Here is a 20,517-nt window from a genome sequence, read left to right as displayed (position 1 = left end):
GATGGTGGGGTGACAACGACAGCATCCCGGCCCATCCGCTCCGACCGCCCGGTCCGCTCCACCCAGCGGCACCAGGTGATCGGACTGACCGCGGCCTTCGGTATCGGGACGCTCGTCGCGGTCCAGTCCCGCGTCAACGGTGAACTCGGGGCCCGGCTCGGCGACGGGGTTGCGGCCGCGCTGATCTCCTTCGTCTCGGGGCTGGTCATCCTGCTGGCCGTCTGGGCGATGGTGCCGCAGATCCGCCGGTCGGTGGGACAGGTCTGGCAGACCGTCCGTAGGCCGTCCGACGGGCAGGGCTCGCTCCGCTGGTGGCAGTGCATCGGCGGCCTCGCCGGCGCCTACCTGGTCGCGACGCAATCCATCACCGTCGCGGTGATCGGCGTCGCCGTGTTCACTGTCGCGGTGGTCGCGGGTCAGGCCGTCAGCAGCCTCGTGGTGGACCGCCTCGGCTTCGGCCCGGCCGGTCCCCAGCCGTACACGCCGCTACGAGTCTTCGGCGCGTTGCTGGCTCTCGTCGCGGTGGTGCTCGCCGTCTCCGATCGCTTGAACCACCCGTCGGGCCTGCTGCTCGCAGTACTGCCTGCGCTGGCCGGAGTCGGTACTGCGGTGCAGCAGGCCATCAACGGGCGCGTCGCGCACACGGCATCCCCGGACGCCTACGGGGCTGTCGCCGCCGGGCTGATCAACTTCCTGGTCGGCACGACTGCGCTGCTCCTCGTGTTCGTGGTCGACCTGATCGTGCGCGGCGCCCCGCACAGCCTGCCGACCGAACCCTGGCTGTACGTCGGCGGCGCGTGCGGCGTGATCTTCATCAGCGCGGCGGCCGCGGTGGTTCGGGTGGTGGGAGTGTTCGTCCTCGGGCTCGGCACGATCGCCGGCCAGCTGATCGCCAGCCTCTTCATCGACCTCTTCCTGCCCGCGTCCGACCAGGCCGTCACGCTGCCGGTGGTCGCCGGCACCCTGCTCGCCCTGGTCGCGGTCGTGATCGCGTCGATCCCCAACCTCCGCCGCTGAGACTGCTGCGCTGTCAGGCGGTTCCGCGGACGCGGCGGATGTAGTTGCCGTACTGGCGGCGGCCGGCGAACTTCCAGATCAGCCTGACCGGCGCCGGCAGGTTGGACAGGAAGTTCCGCTTCTCCTCCGGCGAGGTCTCCTCGAGGATCGCGCCCAGGAAGAGCAGCCGCTTGTGCTTGTCCTCGATCGACTCGGCGCCGCGTTCACCGAGCTTGCTCCACTGCTCGACCGTCAGGTACTTGCGGACCAGCGGCAGGATCTCCTGCTCCTCCTCGGCCATGTGCTCGTCGAGGATCGCCGCTGCGTCGCGGACGGCCTGGGCCAGGGCGTCGCGATCGGCCGGGTTCGCCGTGGCCCGCCAGGCCGGCGTCAGCTTGTCGATCTGGTCGAGCGCCGTCGACAGCGCCGCGTGCTGGAACTCCATCCGGTGCACTAGATCGGTGTGCAGCGTCGCAGTCTCCAGCAGCGGCGGCCACAGCAGGTCGTCCTCGTTCTCGTGGTGATGGTGCAACGCAGCCACGATGTCGCTCAGGTGCTCGCCGACGACAGCCGCGCGGCCGGTGTCGCCCGGGCCGACGCGGCTGATCACGTCGGGCAGCAGGCGGAACTCACGCCGGAACACGCGGTGGATGACGACCATCTCGTGAGTGTCGGGCTCTGCGGTGGTGCTCATCTGTTCCTCCCGGAGAACGGGCTCGGTCGCCCGTGGAGTCGAGAACCACCTGGAACCGGCGGTACCGGAGTACAGGTGTCGGCTGCCACACTGCCGGATGGCTCCCCCCAACCGACGCGATGCCGCCGTTTCACGGTACCGGAGCCGGCGTCACCTTCGTCGGGGTTTTCTGGTGGCCGGCGGAGCGGGGCAGCCGGATGAGGCCCTGGGAGACGGCGACGCCGGTGAGCACGACGAGCGCGCCGACCGGCTGGTACCAGGTGAGGTGCTCGTCCAGCACGATCACGCCGACGATGATCGCGAAGATCGGCATCACGTAGGTGACCATCGAGGTCATGCTGGCGCCGATCAGCCGGATCATCCGCAGGTTGAGCACGAAGGCGATCCCGCTGCCCAAGGCGCCCAGGGCAACGACGCTGGCGATCACCTCCACGGACAGTGACCACGGGGTCGGCGGCGCGTGACCGGCGATCAACGGGGCGATCACGGCCAGCTGGATGGTGGCGCAGAGCAAGAGTGCGGCCGACAACGCGGTACCGGAGAGGTTGCTGCCGGCGATGAAGCGCTTCTGGTACGGGATGGCGACGCCGTACGAGAGCGCGGCGCCCATGCAGAACAACTGGCCGACCAGATCCGCGCCGCCCTGCAGCTGCCAGGCGCCGAGCACGACCATCATGCCGAGGAAGCCGATGAGCAGGCCGAGCACTCGCTGCAAGGTGAACCTCTCGGTCCGGAACACCAGGACCGCGATCGGAAGCACAGCCAGCGGGGTGATCCCGTTCCAGATGCCGGCCAGCAGGGACGGGATGCGCTGCTCGCCGTACCCGAAGAGGGTCCAGGGGAGGGCGGAGCCGATCGCGCCGACGATGAAGGTGTGCGCCCAGATCCGCGGCGAGCGGGGCAGCGCCTCGCGCTTGACCAGCAGGATCGCGAGCAGTACGAGCGTGCCCGCGAGCACCCGTCCGAGCGCGAGGTACGCCGGATGCAGCTCGCGCACCCCGATCGAGATGAAGAGGAAGCTGCAGCCCCAGATCGCGGCGAGGACCAACATCGTGGGGGCCCAGGTCTTGACCGGCGGCTTGTCAGGAGTCGTCAGGGTGCTCACTCCTGACATCCTGCAGCAAACCTCCGACATTCTCAGAATTTTGTCTGGAACCGGGCAGATGGACGATCGGTGGCAGGGCAGGGGTGCGGCGGGGGAGGATGGCGTCATGGGTGACTTTGATGTTGATGCTGTCCGGAAGCAGTTCCCCGCGTTGGCGGAGGGGGCGGCGCACTTCGACGGGCCGGGTGGTTCGCAGACTCCGCAGGCAGTGGCCGACGCGGTCGCGCGGACGATGGTGTCGGCGCTGGCGAACCGCGGCCAGTTGACCGTGGCCGAGCGGCGCGCGGACGAGATCGTGGTCGGCGCGCGGCAGGCGATGGCGGACCTGCTGGGGACGGATCCCGGTGGCATCGTCTACGGCCGGAGCATGACGCAGTTGACCTACGACTTCTCCCGGACTCTCGCGAAGAACTGGGGGCCTGGCGACGAGGTGATCGTGACCCGCCTGGATCACGACGCGAACGTCCGCCCGTGGGTCCAGGCCGCCGGGGCCGTCGGCGCCACCGTGCGCTGGCTCTCCTTCGACCCCGCCACCTCCGAACTCGACGACATCCAGCCGTTGCTCTCCGCGCAGACCCGCCTGGTCGCGGTGACCGGCGCATCGAACCTGCTCGGCACCCGCCCGGACCTCGAGAGCATCGCGGTCAAGGTCCATGCGGCCGGCGCTCTCCTGTACGTCGACGGCGTGCACCTGACCGCGCATGCGCCGGTGGACGCCGCGTTCGCTGATTTCTACGCGTGCTCGCCGTACAAGTTCTTCGGGCCGCACTGTGGGGTGCTGTCGGCTTCGCCCGCGTTGCTCGAGGGACTCCGGCCGGACAAGTTGCTCCCGGCAAGCGATGTGGTGCCCGAGCGGTTCGAGTTCGGCACCCTGCCGTACGAGTTGCTCGCCGGAACCACCGCCGCGGTCGACTTCATCGCCGGTCTCGGCGGAACGGGGGCGACCCGGCGAGAGCGCTTGCTCGGATCTCTCGCGTTGCTGGAGAACTACGAGGACGAACTCCGCGCGGAACTGGAGCCCAGGCTCGCCGCGATCGACGGAGTCACCTTGCACGGCAAGGCCCAGCGCCGTACGCCGACTCTGCTCTTCTCTGTCGACGGGTGGGAGCCACGTGCGGTCGCCGCGGAGCTCGCGGAGGCCGGGGTCAACGCGCCGGCGGGCACTTTCTACGCGCTGGAGACAGCTCGCCACGCCGGTCTCGGAGACACCGGTGCCGTGCGCGCGGGCCTCGCGCCGTACACGGATCGCACGGACGTCGACCGCCTGGTCGAGGCAGTCGAGCGCCTAGGTTCCTGACCCCGGACACCGCCGTACGCCGGGCTGCTGGGGCGGCGACCAACTCCGGGGTGGTGCGCGCCGTCCGCAGGGCGACTGGGGGAGTGGACTCCGCGTCAAGCGCGTCCAGTACTGCGGTCAGTTGGGCGAGGTGGCTGCTTGGTTGGCCGGGTCCTCACTCCGGGCGGCGGCGACCTCGTCCCCGAAGCCCGCTGCGGCAGTGACCGTGAAGTCGTGGTCCGTGTAGCCGTGGTCCGTGTAGCCGTGGAGGTGGTCGAGCTCGACGGTCGCGTTCTCGAAGGCGAAGCGCAGGGCCGAGACCTGGCGAGGCGGCACCACCGAGTTGACGATGCTCGCCAGCAGCACCGGGTGCGGCAGATCGCCATCAGCGGCCGAAGCCGCCGGACTCGACGATCAGTTGCCCTTACTGACAGTGTGTCTGCAAGTAGTGATACACCGGCTGCTGCCGTTTCGGGTGTGAAGTTTTCCCTTGTGGACAAGGAGGATCGAGGGGTCGGCCGGCTTGCAAGCGAGGCATCACTCAGGGTAGTGTCGAACGCATGTTCGACGGTGATGTGGCTGATCTGGATGCGACCGAGACGCTGGCCTCGGCCGCCGAGCTGCATGTGCTGCGCAGGCAGGCCGAGGTCCGGCTGATCGAGCTCGCGCAGCACTTCGCCGACCTGCATCCCGACCCCGCGACGGTCCCCGGCCAGGTGTCGTTGGCGGGTGGTGAACGCGGCGTGGTGTACGGCGGTCCGGGCTGTCCGGCGATCGCCGAGTTCGCGGCCGCCGAGTTCGGGGCGATGATCGGCCGCTCGGCGGGTTCGGCGGCCGTCTTCATCGGCCAGTCCCTCGCTTTGCGTCACCGTCTGCCTCGCATTTGGGCGCAGGTCAGGAGTGGTCACGGCGAGCCCTGGAAGGCCCGTACCATCGCCACTGCCTGTCTGGCGCTGTCGGTGGATGCCGCCGAGATCGTCGACCGCCGGGTTGCCTCGATCATCGACACCGTGACTCCGGTGCGCCTGGAGAAGATCGTCAAGGCGGCTATCCAGCAGGCCGACCCGGACGCGGCCCGCGCGGCTGCCGAGGCCAGAGCCAAAGAGCGCGGCGTCTGGGCAGGTCGCACCGACGACCACGGCACCACCACTCTGTATGTCCGTGCCGCGACCGGCGACGTGATCCATTTCAAGGCCACGATCCGCCAGATCGCCGACGCGCTCGCCCAACTCGGCGACACCGACACCCTGCCCCAGCGCAAGGCCAAGGCGATCGGCATCATCGCCGACCCGGCCCTCACCAACGAACTACTCACCGTCGCCCACCACCTCACCCCAACCACCACCGAGGCCGGAGCGGTCGGGACCACCGCACCTGCATCAGGAAAGACAGGACCAGACGAAGCCGGCACAGGTGTCGCGGCGAACCCCGCTCCAGATACCACCGACCAGCCCGCGCATCCTGCCGACCTGCCTGTCTCGTTGGCCGACGAGACCGCGGATGTTGCGGGTGGTGGGGAGGATGGGGCGATGGGATGGTTTGTTGTTGATGAGCCTGGCGCGAGCGAGGAGGCTGATCGGGATCCGCCGCACCCCGGTGATCCGGCGTACGACCGCCCGTCGTGTTCGGCTGGTCTGCCTGATCCAGGGGCAGCGGACGGCCGTTGCGCGGAGAACCCTGAACCGGCTCGAGTCGCCGGTCCGGCGCTGGACAGTGCCGCGCGCCGGGAGGTCGCGAGGAAGCTGGCGGCGATCAAACACGGTGCCTATAGCAGCCAGAGCGCCGGTGTCACCGGGCGCAAGCCTGCCCGGACGACGATCTATGTGCACATCACCGACGAGACGCTGCTGGCCGGCGGTGGGGTCGCGCGGGTCGAGCGCTTCGGTCCCGTCCTCGCGGCCCGGCTGGAGGAGTTGCTCGGCCATGACCAGATCGTCGTCAAGCCGGTCATCGATCTGAACGACAGGCTCAGCGTCGACGCGTACGAGATCCCCCGCCGGATCCGGGAGCGGGTCAAGCTCACCCACCCGGTCGAGCAGTTCGTGTTCGGTGCCGCCGAGAGCACCGACAGCGTTGACCTCGACCACATCGCGCCGTTCGACTTCAATGCGACCGGCCCGCCAGGGCAGACCAGTACAGGCAACCTGACCCCGCTACGGCGCTACAGCCACCGGGTGAAGACCCATGGCGGTTGGCGGGTACGCCGCCTCGACGACGGTGGGCTGGAGTGGACAACCAAACACGGCTTCAAGTTCCGCGTCGACCACACCGGAACGCACCCACTGGTCGACCGATAGCAACCGGTGGTGTCGTCGCCTGGCGGGGGCATGCCTATGCGCGACCGCGACCTACGCCGAGGCGGGTCTGCGCGGGTCCGAGTGGGTTCGCCTGGATTCGCGTGGGCATCGCCACCGATCCGGTCGACGCGGCGTCGGCTGGAAGCAACTCGTCCACCCGGTGAGCGGCATGGCGATCGGCCTCTCAACGACGACGCCGCCAGCGGGATGCTCCACCTCTTCGCGAACTCCTCGGCCCGGTCGTCGTCGAGATCCACCGCCCACCAGCGTCTTCCAGATCTGTCGACCCCTTGTCCACAGCAGCGCGAGTCCGGTCATCAACGGCGCTTGACAGTCGTCGAAACGATTAACTAAAGTCCGTGGGGTAAGTCCGGTAGGTCCTGCCGCAGGCAAGGTTCGCCCGATCCATCCCCTTCTCGCACGCGTACTTCCCGGGTCGGCGAGTTCGACGAGGTGCTGCAGGTCGGCTCGTTGTGGGCGGCGCGCGCAGCGGTGACGGATTCGTCGGGCTGTGTCTGTTCGGCGTCGGTCGAGCGACGGGAACCGGCGGAATTGAGATCCTCGGGACCGGTCGCGGCCGGGATCTGCGGGGTCGCCGGGTACGACGACCTGCCGGCCTTCGCCTCGGTGTTGTCCTCGGCAACCATCGGGTGGTCCGGCGGGCGGCTGGAGTACGAGTCACCCGCGCGCGGGCGGCTGGAGTCGGGGGAGACGACCTGGACGGTGTCGCGTCACAGCATGACCTCCACCTTCTCGACCGGTTCGGCCGTGGGCGAGGGTAGTGGCGGGCGCTCCGCACCGGGAGAGCGCTCGCTTGTTTCCGAACAGACGGCGAAGGAGCACACGGAGTGAGCGAACCGAACAGGGTCTTCGTCCAGGCCGGTCCGTCGGACCTGACCCCCGCCCCGGGCAGCGGCAGCCGCTGGACCGCGGCCGGTATCGACGTCGAGTGGACCCCGGCGGGTGAGGTGGTCGTCAGTGCGGTGGGTGGAGTCTCCCGCGTGGCGCTTCGGTGGGACGAGGCAGTACCGGCCGAGGCGCTGGTGCTCGGCGACGCGTGGGAGCGGTCGTACGGCGATCTCCAGTGGCGGCACCTGCAACCCGAGCGGCTCCTGCCCTGGTACTGGCTGGCCCACGACCGCCAGACCGGGACAACGACCGGAATGGGCGTGGACGTTCACCCCGGCGCGTTCTGCTCCTGGACCGTCGACCAGACCGGCATCACCCTCTGGCTGGACCTCCGCAATGGCGGCGGACCCGCCCAACTCGCCGGCCGCGCGCTGACAGCCGCGACCGTACGCCACTTCGAGGACGTCGGCACCCCCTGGCTCACCCTGAACGCCGCGGTGGCAGCCATGAGCTCCCACCTGCCCGAGCGCCCGGCGCCCGCGCCGGTGGTCGGAGCGAACAACTGGTACTACGCGTATGGCGAGGGCTTCGACGAGAAGGCGGTCCTCCAGGACGCAGCCACGGTGGTCGAGCTGGCCGACGGCCACCCGGTGAAGCCGTTCAGCGTCGTCGACGACGGCTGGAACCCCGGCGGCAACGGTTCGGGCGGTCCTTGGGAGAGCGGGATCCCGGGCCTCTTCGACGACATGGCTGGGACCGCCGCCGCAGTAAAGGCGATCGGCGCGCGCCCGGGTCTGTGGTTCCGTCCGTTGCTGTCCCGGGAGAGCGGTCCCTGGGCTCGGACCGGCAGACCTGACGGACCAGGCCGCGCGCTCGACCCGTCGTACCCGGAGGTGCTCGACCTGGTGCGGGCGGACCTGCGCCGGTTCAAGGACTGGGGGTTCGAGCTGGTCAAGCACGACTTCAGCACGTACGACGTGTTCGGCCGCTTCGGCCCGGCGATGGGCTCGCGGCTGACGGACTCCGGCTGGCAGCTCCACGATCCGAGCCGGACCACAGCCGAGATCGTGCTCGCGCTCTACCGCGAGATCCGCGCGGCGGCCGATGACGTCGTACTGATCGGCTGCAACACGGTCGGCCACCTCGCCGCGGGCCTGGTCGACGTGCAGCGCACCGGTGACGACACGTCCGGGCGGGACTGGGAGCGGACCCGGAAGATGGGCGTCAACTCGCTCGCGTTCCGGCTGCCGCAGCACAACCGCTTCTTCACCCTCGACGCTGACTGCGTTCCCTGCACGCCGCAGACACCGTGGGAGCTGAACCGCCGGTTCCTCGATCTGGTGGCTCGGTCAGGAAGCGCTCTCTTCGTCTCCATCGATCCGGCCGCGCGCACCGAGCAGACCGATCGCGATCTTGGCGACGGTATACGGTTGGCGCTCAGTGGTGGCGACGCCGGTGGGATCGAGCCGGTGGACTGGCTGGTGAACACGACGCCGAACGTCTGGCACGCGGGCGCCGGCACGGTTCGCTACGACTGGGGGCAGCCTTGGGGTGCTGACCCGGCTTCGGGCTAGGGGTGCCCGTGCAGCGAGGACAGGGGGAGTGGTGAGCACCGAACAACCGCCGGCCGTGGTGCGCCGGGGTACGAATCTCGACCGGGTCGGCGGGTTCAACGACACCGTCGTGCTCGACGCGATCCGCCGGGCCGAGCAACGCCTCAGCCGGGTCGAGATCGCGGCGGCGACCGGCCTGTCCGGCCAGGCGATCTCCAACATCACCCGCCGCCTCCTCGACGCCGGCCTGGTCCGCGAGGCCGGCCGGCAGAAGAGCACCGGCCTCGGCAAACCCCGCACGCTGCTCGAACTCGAGCCCACCGGCCAGTACGCCGTGGGCGTGCACCTCGACCCGGCCGTCGTCACGGTCGTCATGCTCGACCTGACCGGCCAGGTGGTCGCGCGGCGGCGGGCGGAGACACCGGCCTCCGACGATCCGGACGTGCTGATCGCCGGGATCGCGGCGACGGTCGAAGACGTCATCGCGGAAGCCGGCGCACCGCGCGAGCGGGTGGTCGGCGTCGGGATCGCGGCGCCCGGCCCGATCGACGTCGACCGCGGTGTCGTGGTCGATCCGCCGAACCTCACCGCCTGGCACCTGGTCCCCCTGCGCGATGCCCTGCGCGAGCGGACCGGCCTGCCCGTGCTGCTCGACAAGGACGTCACCGCGGCCGCGTCGGCGGAGAAGTGGGCCGGTGGTCCGAACGGACGCGGCAGCTTCGTCTTCTTCTACCTCGGTACCGGTGTCGGCGCGGGGCTGGTGATCGGCGACGAGGTCGTCCGGGGCGCGACCAGCAACGTCGGCGAGATCGGCCACATCATCGTCGACCCCGACGGTCCGCTCTGCTACTGCGGGCGCCGTGGCTGCGTCGGCGAGACGAGCCAGCCGCGCTACCTGGTCCAGCAGGCGGCGCAGGCCGGAGTCGTTGCTGCTGGCATCGACCTCGACGATCGGCACGCGGTCGATCTGGCGTTCGCGCAGCTCTGCGCCGACGCCGCCGCCGGGCCTGGGGTGGCGCGCGAGATCGTCGCCGCGCTGGCCGAGAGGATTGCCAAGGTGGTCGAGGACATCGCGAACCTGCTGGACCTGGAGCGGGTCGTCTTCGGCGGTCCGCACTGGGACCAGCTCGCGCCGTTGTTCGACGAGTCCGTCCGGTCCGCGCTGGAAGAGCGCTTCCTGGTCCGTTCCGTGCACCCCTTCGTGGTCGCCGGGACCGCGCTCGGCGAGGATGTCGGCGCGGTCGGAGCGGCCAGCCTGGTGCTGGACCACACGTTCTCGCCCAATCCGTCCGTGCTCCTGCTCGGACCGACGGCGAGCGCTCCCGCAGTCGCTCAGGTCGGTTCTGCTGAAAGGTGATGTTGTGATGACCGGTATCGATGCCGATGTGCTGGCGCGCGCCGCCGAGGAGGTCCGCCGGGCGACCGGCGACCAGGTGATCGCGGACATGTTCCAGCGGTCGATGGCGGACAACCTGCCCGCGGTCGCGGAGCGGCGGCCGGACGGGACCACCTTCGTGCTGACCGGCGACATCCCGGCGATGTGGCTGCGCGACTCCGCCGCCCAGCTTCGGCCGTATCTGGTGCTCTGCGGCGACGACCCCGGGCTGCAGGACGTGCTGATCGGCGTACTGCACCGGCAGTTGGAGTACATCGTGATCGACCCGTACGCGAACGCGTTCAACCGCGAGGCCACCGGGGAGGGCCACACCACCGACGAGACCGAGATGTCGCCGTGGGTGTGGGAGCGCAAGTACGAGATCGACTCGCTCTGCTATCCGCTCGAGCTGGCCTACCGGCTGTGGCGGATCACCGGCCGGGAGGACGTGATCGACGACCGGTTCCGCGCCGCCGCGGACGCGATCCTCGAGCTCTGGACGGTCGAGCTGGACCACGAGGCGCGGTCGGCGTACCGGTTCCAGCGGCACGACGAGGAGCCGACGGACACCCTCGTCCGGGAGGGACGTGGACGGCTGACCACGCCGACCGGGATGTCGTGGAGCGCTTTCCGGCCGAGCGACGACGCCACGGAGCACGGGTTCAACGTGCCCGGGAACATGTTCGCGTCGGTGGTGCTCGGGTACGTGCAGGCGATCGCGTCCGAGGTGCTCCGGGACGAGTCGCTGGCGGCGCGGGCGAAGGAGCTGAAGGCCGGCATCGACGAAGGGATCGCGCTGTACGGCGTCGTCGAGCACCCGACCTTCGGTCGCGTCTACGCGTATGAGGTGGACGGCGCGGGGGAGCGGTTGCTGATGGACGACGCGAACATGCCGAGTCTGCTTTCCCTGCCGATGACGGGGTTCGCGGCCGCCGACGACCCGACGTACCTGGCGACTCGGTCATTGCTGCTCAGCCCCGAGAATCCCTACTACTACAGCGGAACCCATGCGTCCGGGATCGGCAGCCCGCACACGCCGCTGTCGCACGTCTGGCCGATCGCGCTCGCGGTCCAGGGCCTCACCAGCACCTCGGCCGAGGAGCGGCAGCAACTGCTCGAACTCCTCCGCGACACGACCGGCGGCACCGGCCAGATGCACGAGTCCTTCCACTGCGACGACCCGACCGTCTTCACCCGCGAGTGGTTCTCCTGGGCCAACGCCATGTTCTGCGAACTAGCCCTGGCCCACGCCGGCCGCACCCTCTGACATGCCCTTGTACTAGTCAGACGACGTCTCGGCGGCGCGTGGTGACGGCGGCCAGCAAGGCGAAGCCCAGGGTGTAGCCGAGGAGCGTCAGGAGAGCGCGTTCTCCGCTCACGGCATCGCGGACGCCGGGAGGTGCGTCGGCGGCGATCATGCCGGTGACGCTGAAGACCAACGCACCTGCGTTCGCCCCGGGCGTGGCGTCGGACAGGAACTCCAGATCCGGCAGCAGACTGCTGACAACCCCGGCCAGGAGCGCCTCGACGCCGAGGATCCAGACGACGCCCAAGCCGATCGGCAGCGCGACGTTGCGAAAGGCAACCGCCAGCACGACGCCGGCAAGACACCACATGGTCAGAACCAGCCAGCCGCCCGCCAGCGCCTGCAGGATCTCGAGCGCACCCGGCCAACTCATCGGCGCGTTCTCGGCCGCGGCGATCCCGATGCTGCACAGGGCACAGGCAACGAAGGTCCCGAGCACCCAAACTGCCAGCATGGTCAGCAGCCCGAGCAGTTGCCCGGCCAGCATCGCGCCACGTCCGGGCCTCTGGGTGAGGATGGTCTTGAGCGTTCCCCAGGTGTACTCGCCGCCGACCACGATCGCCCCGAGCACCAGAGCGAGTGCTCCCGCGAACACCGGGAAGCCGCCGATCGTGTTGTCCAGCACGCGTTCCGGCAGGATCCCGCGCAACACCTGCGCACGAGGTATTCCACTGGTCTGCTGGTTGTCGTCGCCGGTCGCGTAGCCCAGATACGGCAGCAGATATCCGAAGGTGAGGCTCAGCACGAGCCCGGCTCCGAAGAGCACCCAGACGGCTGATCGTTTGCGGAGCTTGAGCAGCTCGGCGCGATAGCTACCCAACATCGGCCTTCTCCTCCGGGTGGGTCGTGGTGAGCTCGAAGAACACGTCCTCGAGAGCCCGTTCGGTACTGCGGAGCTCGGACACCGCGATCCCCGCCTCGACCAGGACCCGGTTGACCTCGGCCGCGCGATCCGGGGCCACCTTGACCCGCAGTGTGTCGTCGTACAGGTGGACGGTGTCGGCGCCGAGAGCCTCCGTGAGAACGGAGCGAGCGCTCTCTCGGGGCACTGCCCTGATCACCAGTTCCTGCTGACCGCGCAGTTCCTCGACGTTGTGCTCGGCAACCATCTTGCCTTGGCTGATGATGCCGACGCGGTCGCAGATCTGCTGCACCTCGCCGAGCAGGTGGCTGGACAGCAGCACGGTCCGGCCGTCGGCGCCGAGCTCGCGGATCAGCCGGCGCATGTCCCGCATCCCGGCCGGATCGAGTCCGTTCGTCGGCTCGTCGAGGATCACCAGTTCGGGATCCTTGAGCAGCGCCGCCGCCACCCCGAGCCGTTGCTTCATGCCGAGCGAGTACGTCGAGAAGCGGTCGCGCGCTCGGTCGGTGAGATCCACCAGTGCCAGGACCTCGTGGATCCGGGCGCGCGGCACCTCGGCGTACTCGGCGAGCAGGCGGAGGTTGTCGAGCCCGGACAGGTAGGGGTAGAACGCGGGCGACTCGATCATCGACCCGGTGCGGGCGAGGACCTGGGCCTGGCCGGGGGCGCCGCCGAGCACGCGGACGGTACCGCTGGTCGGGGCGATCAGGCCAGTCAGGATCCGCAGCGCGGTGGTCTTGCCGGCGCCGTTCGGCCCGAGGAACCCGTAGACCTCACCGGGCAGGACCGTCAGATCGACACCGTCGACAGCGAGGGTGTCGCCGTAGCGTTTGGTCAGGCCGGTGACCTCGACCAGCGGGGCTGCTGTTTCACTCATACCCCGACCTTGCCCGCCACCACCCGTCTGCCGCGTCGCCTCGGGGGAGTGACCCGGGCTACCGCCAGGGGAGTATCCGGGGCAGCCCTCGCGGTACTAGCCGAGCCAGCCGGGGCGGACCAGGCCGGTCTGGTAGGCGACGACGACGAGCTGGGCGCGGTCACGGACGCCGAGCTTCACCATCGCGCGGCTGACGTGGGTCTTGGCCGTGGCCGGGCTGAGGACCAGGCGTTCGGCGATCTCGTCGTTGGACAGACCCTCGCCGACGAGCGCGACGATCTCCCGTTCACGCTCGGTCAGGACGTCGAGTTCCTTGCTGGCGTGCGGCTGCCGGCTCCGCGACGCGAACTCGGCGACCAGCCGGCGCGTCACCCCCGGCGAGAGCAGCGCGTCACCGCGGGCGACCACCCGGACCGCCTGGAGCAGCTCGACCGGCTCGGTGTCCTTGACCAGGAACCCGCTCGCACCGACCCGCAACGCCTCGAACACGTACTCGTCCAGGTCGAACGTCGTCAGGATCACCACGTGTACCTCAGAGAGCGCTTCCTCGGCACCGATCTGCCGAGTCGCCTCGAGCCCGTCCGTGCCCGGCATCCGGATGTCCATCAGCACCACGTCCGGCTTCTCGGCCCGAGCCACCTCCACTGCGGCCGCTCCGTCGGACACCTCGCCGATGACGGTGATGTCGTCCTCCGCGTTCAGCAACGAGCGGAACCCCGCCCGCACCAACGCCTGATCGTCAGCCAACAACACCCGAATCATGCGCCCACGCTAAAGCATCCCCCGGTCAGGCGAGCCCGGCATCGTGGGCCAGGAGGGCTATCTGGGTGCGGTTGCCCAGTTCCAGCTTGGTGAGAATGCGGGAGATGTGGGCTTTGACGGTCGCCACGCTCATGTAGAGCTCGGTGGCGATCTCCGCGTTCGCTTTGCCCTGGGCAACGGCCAGCATGACGTCGCACTCGCGGGGGCTGAGGCGAGAGAGCGCTTCCTGGGCCTCGGTGTGGGAGTCCGCCTGGGTGGCCGCCCGATCCATCAGCCGCCGGGTGATCGCGGGAGACAGGATCGGGTCACCCGCAGCGACCCGCCGTACGGCCTCGACGATCTGGGCCGGGGGAGTGTCCTTGAGCAGGAACCCGCTCGCGCCCGCCCGGAGCGCGTGGAGAACGTTCTCGTCCGTGTCGAACGTCGTCAGCACCACCACCTCCGGCGGGTTCCTCCGGGCCCGGAGTCGTCGGGTCGCGACGATCCCGTCCACCCGCGGCATCCGGAGATCCATCAGCACCAGATCCGGGAAGTGGGCGTCGATCGCCGCGGGTACCTCGTCGCCGTCGGCCGCCTGGGCGACCACCGAGATCCCGTTCGCGCCGTCGAGCATCATCTCCAGACTCGCCCGGACCAGTGCGTCGTCGTCCACCACCAGGACCCGGATGGTCTCGCTGTCGCTCATGCGGGCCACGGTAGCGAGGCGTGCAGCCGGAAGCCGCCACCGGCCGCCTTTCCGTGGTCCAGCGTGCCGCCCGCGAGATGCACCCGCTCGGTCAGCCCGACGAGCCCGGTGCCGCTGCCCGGAGTGAGCGGTACGCCGTTGCCGCCCGGGTTGGTGAGCTCGATCTGCAGGGATTCACCCGGCCGCCCTTGCACCACCAGCGTGACCGGATACCCCGCCGCGTGCTTCCTGGCGTTCGTCAGTCCCTCCTGGACCACCCGGTACGCCGTACGCCCGGTTGCTGGTGGCAACGAACTCGGATCCGCGACGGTCTCGTCGTACCGGATCTCGGCGCCGGCGTCTCTGGACTCCGCGACGAGTTCCCGCAGGTCGCCGAAGGTGGGTTGCGGGCGGCCTCCGGGCAGTTCGTCGATCTCGGTGTCGCGCAGGACGCTGATCACCTCGCGTAGTTCGTCGAGCGCCTGGTGGACCCCGGTGCGGATCACGCCGGCGGCCTTGGCGAGCTTCTCGGGGGAGGAGTCGGGCCGGTACTCCAATGCACCGGCGTACGTCGCGAGCAGGGACAACCGGTGCGCGAGTACGTCGTGCATCTCGCGCGCCATCTTCGTCCGCTCGAGCGTGCGTGCCTCCGCGACCCGTCGGCCTTGCTCGGCCTCGGCGCGGAGAGCGCGATCTCGAAGCGAGCCGACCAGTGCTCGCCGGGCCTGGGTCCATTGGCCCCAGCCGAGCAGCGCGGCGTGGACCGCCACGTCGAGTATTGCGTACCAGGCCAGGTCGAGGCCGTTCCGCGGCCGGACGATCCCCTGGACCAGGTGGCCGACGACACCCGCGAGAGCGACCAGCGCGGCCACCCGCAGCGGACGCCGCTGGGCGACGGTCAACGTGCCGACCGTGGCCGGCGGGGTGGCGGCCGGGGAGATCGCGGCGAGCGCGGCCAGAACCAGCGCGATCGGGATCGGGCGACGTCCGAGCAGCGGGATGAGCCCGCAGGCAACCACTCCGACCACGATGTCCAGTACCAGCCAGCCGGCCGCGGGCGAGTTTGCGTGCCGTCCGATGATCGTCAGCGCCGAGAGCGTTCCGACCGCACCCACGGCGAGCACGTTCCCCCAGCGCCGGTGGTTCGTCGGACCGCAGATCTCCTCGCCGCCGCTCTCGTTCATGCCGCCGAGGCTAGGCCGCGGCCCGGCCCGATCGCCACCGACCAAAGTCGATACCCCGCAGACTTCCGGCCGGGTCGCCGCAGCCTCGCGGCGGATGCCGGTCGGAAGCGCTCTCTTGAATCCTGTGGTCATCAGTTCAACGCCCACAGTGGAAGGACCCACAGCATGAGCACCACGAACAACACTTTCCGGAGCACACCTGAACGCGCTCTCCAGGGACCTACTCGGGTCGCCGAGCGCAGCAGGCTGGCTGTGGTCGGGGTCACGGTGGCGGCTGCACTCGCGGTCTGGGCGGTGCTGTCACCACTGGCGAGCATCGATCTTCAGGCCAAGCAGGGCTCGACGATTCACATCGGTGCCGTGTCGGTCCTCTTCGCCTCGGCCGCGATGGCCTTCGCCGGCTGGGGATTGCTCGCGATCCTCGAACACAACACCGTGAATGCCCGCAAGGCGTGGACAGTGGTCGCGCTGATCGCCTGCATCACCTCGCTGGGGAGCCCGATCTTCGGCGGGATCGGCGTCGGCGCCAAGCTCGGCCTGGCCTCCCTCCACCTCGTCGTAGGCGCCGTCACCATCCTCGGCCTCCGCCGCACAGCCCTCTCCGCCTCCGCCCGATGCACCGCCGTGGACTGTGAGTGAGCTAGGCAGGTGATACGGATGGATCGAGGTCTGGTGAGGAGGTGAGGCGGATGAGTGGCTGGGCGGGCTACGAGGCGAAGAAGCGGGAACTGGTCGGCGGGCTGAGCGGGACGGTGCTCGAGCTGGGTGCTGGCAAGGGCGCCAACTTCGGGATGCTGGGCAAAGGTGTCGACTGGATCGGTCTCGAGCCACGCGCCGCGAGCCGCCGCACGCTGGAAAGCAGGGCAGCCACCTGGGCCGACAAGACCGGCGGGAGCTATCGGGTTCTCGACACCGGCGCCGAGCAGATTCCGTTGCCCTCGGCAAGCGTTGACGCGGTGTTGTCGACGGTCGTCCTCTGCTCGGTGGACGAACTCGGCGGAGTACTGACCGAGGTACGGCGAGTACTCCGTCCTGGCGGCCGCTTCGTCTTCTTCGAGCACATCGGCGCGGCTCGTGGGAGCTGGGTTTGTCGCCTGCAGGGCCTCATCAGGCCGATCACCCGCACCTTCGACAAGGGTTGCGATCCCACCCGCCAGACAGACGACGCCATCCACGCGGCCGGCTTCACCACCGTCACCCTCGACCGCTACACCCTGCCCGGCCTCGTCCCCATCCCGTATATCGCTGGCACCGCAATCAGCTAGTTGCTCAAGAGGTGGAGAGACGGGCGGCCAGGTAGAAGCCTTCAATGTGGTCGGTGATCAGCTTGGCGGCCTTGGTGGGCTGGCCGGCGCGGATGGCAGCGACGATCGCTCGGTGTTCCTCGCGGAGACCGTGGGCGGTGGCGTCCCAGTCGGCGAGGTTGGGGACGGCGGCGAGGACGTAGCTGTGGATGGCGGTTCGCAGCGACGACATCACCGCCGCGATCAGCACGTTGCCGGCCAGCGCCGAAAGCGCGACATGGAACTCCGCATCCAGCAGGTGGAACTCCTCCGGCGTCAACCCCGGCGCATCCATCCGATCCAGCAGTTCCTCCGCAACCGCCAGCCCGTCGTCGGCCTCGTCCGCAGTCTCTCCGGCGCGGTTCTGGGCTGCTTGGCGGGCGGTCCAGGACTCGAGCAGGATGCGGGTCTGGACGATGTCGCCCATCGGCAGGTGGTTCGTGGCCAGGTGCAGGCGCAGCAGAGCGGTCAGGGGAGAGGCGGGTTCGGCGACGATCACGGCGCCTGCTTCGGGGCCGGAGCCGGTGGAGGTGCGGACGACGCCCATCGCCTCGAGCACCCGGACCGCCTCGCGGACCGAGGGCCGGCTGATCCCGAGCTGTTCCGCCAGCGTGCGCTCGCCCGGCAGCCGCTCGCCGAGCCGGAGCCGGCCCGCCGCCAGATCGGCCTCGACCCGGGTCAGGACCAGCTCGTAGTTCTTCACATCGGCGAGTGTAGCCCTGTGGTCGGACCACAGACTATGCTGTGGTCCGACCACACCGCCGACTGCCTGAGAGAAGTCCCATGACCGATCGCCAGATGCCTCGCTGGTCCGAGCTCAAGCCGTTGCTGCGGCCCAAGCCGGTCACCCTGAACGCGACCGACCGCCGCCTGGAGAAGGCGCTCACCATCGCGGATCTGCGCGCCATCGCCAAGCGCCGTACGCCGAGGTCGGTGTTCGACTACACCGACGGCGCGGCGGAGTCGGAGATCAGCCTGGCCCGCGCCCGCCGGTTGTTCGCCGAGATGGAGCTGCAGCCGTCGATCCTGCGCAACGTCGCCGAGATCGACCTGAGCACCACCGTCCTCGGCAAGCGCTCGGAACTGCCGTTCGCGTTCGCGCCGACCGGGTTCACCCGGATGATGAACCACGAAGGCGAGAGCGCGGTCGTGAAGGTCGCGCAGAAGATCGGCATCCCGTACGCGCTGTCCACCATGGGCACCACCTCGATCGAGGACGTCGCGGCGGCCGCGCCGGACGCGCGGAAGTGGTTCCAGCTGTACGTGTGGAACGACCGCGACGCCGGCGAGGACCTGGTGAAGCGGTCGGCCGCCGCCGGGTACGAGGCATTGATGCTGACGGTGGACGTACCCGTCGCCGGGGCGCGGCTGCGCGACGTACGGAACGGGTTCACGATCCCGCCGTCGCTGACGGTCAAGACGGTGCTCGACGCTTCCCTCCACCCGGCGTGGTGGGCCAATCTGCTGACGACTCGACCGCTGACGTTCGCCTCGCTCTCGAGCTGGGACGGGACCGTCGCGGAGCTGCTGAACCAGCTGTTCGATCCGACCATGACCGTCGAGGACCTCAACTGGCTGCGGTCGATCTGGGACGGGCCGCTGATCGTGAAGGGCATCCAGACGGTCGAGGACGCGCGCCGCGTGATCGACGCCGGTGCCGACGCGATCGTGCTGTCGAACCACGGCGGCCGTCAGCTCGACCGCGCTCCCACACCGCTGCGGATCCTCCCGGAGGTGCGGAAGGCCGTGGGGACCGACGCCGAGGTGTACCTCGACACGGGCATCATGAGCGGCGCCGACATCGTCGCGGCACTCGCGCTCGGAGCGGACGCATGCCTGGTTGGCCGTGCCTACCTCTACGGACTCATGGCCGGCGGCGAGCGCGGTGTCGCTCGCGCGGCCGAGATCCTGACCACCGAGGTACGCCGGACCATGGCGCTCCTAGGTGTCCCCAGCGTCGCCGAGCTCAACCCGTCGCACGTCCGCCTGCCAACCAACTAGTACTGCGTACGCCGCTTCCGCTGGGCGGTCAGGTGTGGGTCGGGGCTCCCAGCGTCAGCGGGCCGGCGTAGTGATCGAAGAACAGGCGGGCGACCAGCTCGCCGCGCCCGGCGCTCGCTGTCGGTGAAGCCGTACGCGTCGACCATCAGCGGCGCCATCTCGGCCGGCCGAGCCGCTTCGAGCATCACCGCGACCGGCGAGTCCGGGCCGTCACCCATCAGCGAGCCGCGGATGATCAGCCACTGACCGGATCGGGTGCGCGCTCGGGCCCGCGCCGGTCGCAGTACGGCGGGCGCCGGTGCCGCAGTCGTTGCCGGATCGCTGCAGAGCGCGCGGGTCTGGCGGGCGACGGCGGGAATCACCACCGGGAGTCAGGGGGACGTTCGCGCTCGCCTCGGCGGCGCTGACCGTCGGCGACGGCGGCCCGCTCGGCAGCCAGGTCACCGCCGTCATCGATGCAGCGTCGGTGAACACCGGCAACGACCAGCGTGACCGGCACGTCAGGTCCGCCGGCTTCCTCGACGTGGAGAACCACCCGACGATCGGGTTCACCTCGACCGAGGTCCGCGACTTCGACGGCGAGACCTTCACCCTGGTCGGCGAGCTGACACTGCACGGCGTCACCCGCACCGTCCAGCTGGACAGCGAGTTCCTCGGCGTCGTCGGCGACCCGTCCGGCGTGAAGCGCACCGGGTTCTCGGCGACGACCAGGATCAGCCGCGCCGCGTTCGGCGTCGACATCCAGTTGGGCTTCGGCGCCGGTAACGTCGTGGTCGCCGACACCATCGAGATCGCCATCGAGATCGAGTTCACCTCAGACGGATCGGAGCCGCGATGAGCAAGGTCGTGCTCTATATGTCGATGTCCGTGGACGGATTCATCGCGGGCCCGGATGACAGCAAGGAACACGGGCTCGGCGTCAACGGTGAGCGGCTGCACGACTGGCTGCGCCCGGGCGGCGTGGACCCGGCATCGTACCGGCCCGTCGATGGAGCCAGTGCCACGGTGTTCGACGAGTTGATGGACACGGGGGCGGTGATCACGGGCCGGCGGACCTTCGAGATCGCGGGTGGCTGGGCCGGCGATCACCACGACGGCGTACCGATCTTCGTCCTGACCCATTCCGCGCCCGACGAACCCGCGCCGGGATCTGCCCGCTATGTCACCGACGGCATCGAGTCCTGCGTTGCGCAGGCGAAGGCCGCGGCCGGTGGGCGCGACATCCTGCTGCACGGCGCCGCGACCGCACAGGAGTGCCTTCGGGCCGGGCTGCTGGACGAGCTGGAGCTGCAGTTGATGCCGGTGCTGCTCGGCCAGGGCCGTCGGCTGTTCGACAACCTGCCGCCGGATCATGTCGAGCTCGAACTGGTCCGTGACCTGGATGCGCCGGGTGTCCAGCACCTGCGGTACCGCGTGCGGTCGGAGGGCTGACC

The 20,517-nt window shown here is 69.7% G+C and carries 22 protein-coding genes; 12 read left to right on the top strand and 10 right to left on the bottom strand.

All coding sequences use genetic code 11. From position 1 onward, the window contains the following. Positions 1-9 precede the first annotated feature (9 nt). Positions 10-1,017 (top strand): DMT family transporter, encoded by a 1,008-nt coding sequence (locus EV644_RS14145; RefSeq protein ID WP_132188709.1) that lies wholly within the window; start codon positions 10-12, stop codon positions 1,015-1,017. Between the two features lie 13 nt (positions 1,018-1,030). Here the strand turns inward: EV644_RS14145 and EV644_RS14140 are convergent, their stop codons facing one another. Beyond that, on the bottom strand, positions 1,031-1,690 hold the full coding sequence (locus tag EV644_RS14140) for a hemerythrin domain-containing protein (protein ID WP_132188708.1): 660 nt from the start codon (positions 1,688-1,690) through the stop codon (positions 1,031-1,033). Between the two features lie 130 nt (positions 1,691-1,820). Beyond that, a complete protein-coding gene (locus EV644_RS14135; RefSeq protein WP_370451426.1) occupies positions 1,821-2,804 on the bottom strand; it encodes a DMT family transporter in 984 nt (327 codons plus the stop codon). 97 nt (positions 2,805-2,901) lie between these two features. Between EV644_RS14135 and EV644_RS14130 the strand changes: the two genes are divergently transcribed. Continuing rightward, positions 2,902-4,092, top strand: a complete 1,191-nt coding sequence (locus EV644_RS14130) for a cysteine desulfurase-like protein (RefSeq protein ID WP_132188706.1) — start codon at positions 2,902-2,904, stop codon at positions 4,090-4,092. 117 nt (positions 4,093-4,209) lie between these two features. Here the strand turns inward: EV644_RS14130 and EV644_RS14125 are convergent, their stop codons facing one another. Continuing rightward, positions 4,210-4,437: a hypothetical protein gene (locus tag EV644_RS14125; protein WP_199239803.1), complete on the bottom strand. Its 228-nt coding sequence runs from the start codon at positions 4,435-4,437 to the stop codon at positions 4,210-4,212. Positions 4,438-4,631: 194 nt separating this feature from the next. On the opposite strand from EV644_RS14125, the gene EV644_RS14120 reads away from it, so the two are divergent. From EV644_RS14120 to EV644_RS14100, 5 genes are all read left to right on the top strand, one after another. Further along, positions 4,632-6,368 (top strand): DUF222 domain-containing protein, encoded by a 1,737-nt coding sequence (locus EV644_RS14120; RefSeq protein WP_132188705.1) that lies wholly within the window; start codon positions 4,632-4,634, stop codon positions 6,366-6,368. 552 nt (positions 6,369-6,920) lie between these two features. Beyond that, positions 6,921-7,220, top strand: coding sequence for a hypothetical protein (locus tag EV644_RS14115; protein ID WP_132188704.1), 300 nt, complete (start codon positions 6,921-6,923; stop codon positions 7,218-7,220). After that, entirely contained in the window at positions 7,217-8,791 is a 1,575-nt protein-coding gene (locus EV644_RS14110; protein ID WP_132188703.1) for an alpha-amylase family protein, read from the top strand. The genes EV644_RS14115 and EV644_RS14110 overlap by 4 nt, the downstream gene beginning before the upstream one ends. Before the next feature lie 31 nt (positions 8,792-8,822). Next, the gene (locus tag EV644_RS14105; protein ID WP_132188702.1) at positions 8,823-10,127 is read left to right on the top strand and encodes an ROK family transcriptional regulator; all 1,305 of its coding nucleotides are present in this window, start codon (positions 8,823-8,825) and stop codon (positions 10,125-10,127) included. Positions 10,128-10,134: 7 nt separating this feature from the next. Further along, positions 10,135-11,412, top strand: coding sequence for a glycoside hydrolase family 125 protein (locus EV644_RS14100; RefSeq protein WP_132188701.1), 1,278 nt, complete (start codon positions 10,135-10,137; stop codon positions 11,410-11,412). Between the two features lie 16 nt (positions 11,413-11,428). Here the strand turns inward: EV644_RS14100 and EV644_RS14095 are convergent, their stop codons facing one another. From EV644_RS14095 to EV644_RS14075, 5 genes are all read right to left on the bottom strand, one after another. Then, positions 11,429-12,274: an ABC transporter permease gene (locus EV644_RS14095; protein WP_132188700.1), complete on the bottom strand. Its 846-nt coding sequence runs from the start codon at positions 12,272-12,274 to the stop codon at positions 11,429-11,431. Further along, the gene (locus tag EV644_RS14090) at positions 12,264-13,190 is read right to left on the bottom strand and encodes an ABC transporter ATP-binding protein (RefSeq protein WP_132188699.1); all 927 of its coding nucleotides are present in this window, start codon (positions 13,188-13,190) and stop codon (positions 12,264-12,266) included. The genes EV644_RS14095 and EV644_RS14090 overlap by 11 nt, the downstream gene beginning before the upstream one ends. A gap of 96 nt (positions 13,191-13,286) precedes the next feature. Beyond that, entirely contained in the window at positions 13,287-13,952 is a 666-nt protein-coding gene (locus EV644_RS14085) for a response regulator (RefSeq protein WP_132188698.1), read from the bottom strand. A 25-nt stretch (positions 13,953-13,977) separates the two neighbouring features. Continuing rightward, a complete protein-coding gene (locus EV644_RS14080) occupies positions 13,978-14,637 on the bottom strand; it encodes a response regulator (protein ID WP_132188697.1) in 660 nt (219 codons plus the stop codon). Beyond that, complete coding sequence (locus tag EV644_RS14075) at positions 14,634-15,800, bottom strand: sensor histidine kinase (RefSeq protein ID WP_132188696.1); 1,167 nt, start codon at positions 15,798-15,800, stop codon at positions 14,634-14,636. Before EV644_RS14075 ends, EV644_RS14080 begins: the two co-directional genes overlap by 4 nt. A 165-nt stretch (positions 15,801-15,965) precedes the next feature. Between EV644_RS14075 and EV644_RS14070 the strand changes: the two genes are divergently transcribed. Continuing rightward, complete coding sequence (locus EV644_RS14070; protein WP_132188695.1) at positions 15,966-16,439, top strand: DUF6069 family protein; 474 nt, start codon at positions 15,966-15,968, stop codon at positions 16,437-16,439. Positions 16,440-16,489: 50 nt separating this feature from the next. Further along, a complete protein-coding gene (locus EV644_RS14065; RefSeq protein ID WP_132188694.1) occupies positions 16,490-17,065 on the top strand; it encodes a class I SAM-dependent methyltransferase in 576 nt (191 codons plus the stop codon). Positions 17,066-17,069: 4 nt separating this feature from the next. On the opposite strand, the gene EV644_RS14060 is transcribed toward EV644_RS14065, so the two are convergent. Beyond that, positions 17,070-17,786 (bottom strand): FadR/GntR family transcriptional regulator, encoded by a 717-nt coding sequence (locus EV644_RS14060; protein WP_132188693.1) that lies wholly within the window; start codon positions 17,784-17,786, stop codon positions 17,070-17,072. Between the two features lie 80 nt (positions 17,787-17,866). Between EV644_RS14060 and EV644_RS14055 the strand changes: the two genes are divergently transcribed. After that, positions 17,867-19,084, top strand: a complete 1,218-nt coding sequence (locus EV644_RS14055) for an alpha-hydroxy acid oxidase (protein WP_132188692.1) — start codon at positions 17,867-17,869, stop codon at positions 19,082-19,084. Here EV644_RS14055 and EV644_RS45300 read toward each other — a convergent pair. Then, the gene (locus EV644_RS45300) at positions 19,081-19,446 is read right to left on the bottom strand and encodes a hypothetical protein (RefSeq protein WP_132188691.1); all 366 of its coding nucleotides are present in this window, start codon (positions 19,444-19,446) and stop codon (positions 19,081-19,083) included. The two genes, EV644_RS14055 and EV644_RS45300, sit on opposite strands and share 4 nt — an antisense overlap. Between EV644_RS45300 and EV644_RS14045 the strand changes: the two genes are divergently transcribed. Beyond that, the gene (locus EV644_RS14045; protein ID WP_158292823.1) at positions 19,383-19,922 is read left to right on the top strand and encodes a YceI family protein; all 540 of its coding nucleotides are present in this window, start codon (positions 19,383-19,385) and stop codon (positions 19,920-19,922) included. The genes EV644_RS45300 and EV644_RS14045 overlap by 64 nt on opposite strands. Further along, entirely contained in the window at positions 19,919-20,515 is a 597-nt protein-coding gene (locus EV644_RS14040; protein WP_132188689.1) for a dihydrofolate reductase family protein, read from the top strand. The genes EV644_RS14045 and EV644_RS14040 overlap by 4 nt, the downstream gene beginning before the upstream one ends. The last annotated feature ends 2 nt before the right edge of the window (positions 20,516-20,517 follow it).

Origin of the sequence: Kribbella orskensis (assembly GCF_004342085.1) — a bacterium.
GTDB lineage: Bacteria > Actinomycetota > Actinomycetes > Propionibacteriales > Kribbellaceae > Kribbella > Kribbella orskensis.
The sequence above is the reverse complement of the archived record's forward strand: the minus strand, read 5'-3'. Positions and strand labels throughout refer to the sequence as shown.

Coding starts and splice junctions, on each gene's coding strand:
- EV644_RS14095 (WP_132188700.1), bottom strand. CDS start 12,274: ATGTTGGGTAGCTATCGCGCCGAGCTGCTCAAGCTCCGCAAACGATCA.
- EV644_RS14140 (WP_132188708.1), bottom strand. CDS start 1,690: ATGAGCACCACCGCAGAGCCCGACACTCACGAGATGGTCGTCATCCAC.
- EV644_RS14065 (WP_132188694.1), top strand. CDS start 16,490: ATGAGTGGCTGGGCGGGCTACGAGGCGAAGAAGCGGGAACTGGTCGGC.
- EV644_RS14080 (WP_132188697.1), bottom strand. CDS start 14,637: ATGAGCGACAGCGAGACCATCCGGGTCCTGGTGGTGGACGACGACGCA.
- EV644_RS14120 (WP_132188705.1), top strand. CDS start 4,632: ATGTTCGACGGTGATGTGGCTGATCTGGATGCGACCGAGACGCTGGCC.
- EV644_RS14070 (WP_132188695.1), top strand. CDS start 15,966: ATGAGCACCACGAACAACACTTTCCGGAGCACACCTGAACGCGCTCTC.
- EV644_RS14135 (WP_370451426.1), bottom strand. CDS start 2,804: ATGTCAGGAGTGAGCACCCTGACGACTCCTGACAAGCCGCCGGTCAAG.
- EV644_RS14090 (WP_132188699.1), bottom strand. CDS start 13,190: ATGAGTGAAACAGCAGCCCCGCTGGTCGAGGTCACCGGCCTGACCAAA.
- EV644_RS14130 (WP_132188706.1), top strand. CDS start 2,902: ATGGGTGACTTTGATGTTGATGCTGTCCGGAAGCAGTTCCCCGCGTTG.
- EV644_RS14055 (WP_132188692.1), top strand. CDS start 17,867: ATGACCGATCGCCAGATGCCTCGCTGGTCCGAGCTCAAGCCGTTGCTG.
- EV644_RS14100 (WP_132188701.1), top strand. CDS start 10,135: ATGACCGGTATCGATGCCGATGTGCTGGCGCGCGCCGCCGAGGAGGTC.
- EV644_RS14085 (WP_132188698.1), bottom strand. CDS start 13,952: ATGATTCGGGTGTTGTTGGCTGACGATCAGGCGTTGGTGCGGGCGGGG.
- EV644_RS14075 (WP_132188696.1), bottom strand. CDS start 15,800: ATGAACGAGAGCGGCGGCGAGGAGATCTGCGGTCCGACGAACCACCGG.
- EV644_RS14040 (WP_132188689.1), top strand. CDS start 19,919: ATGAGCAAGGTCGTGCTCTATATGTCGATGTCCGTGGACGGATTCATC.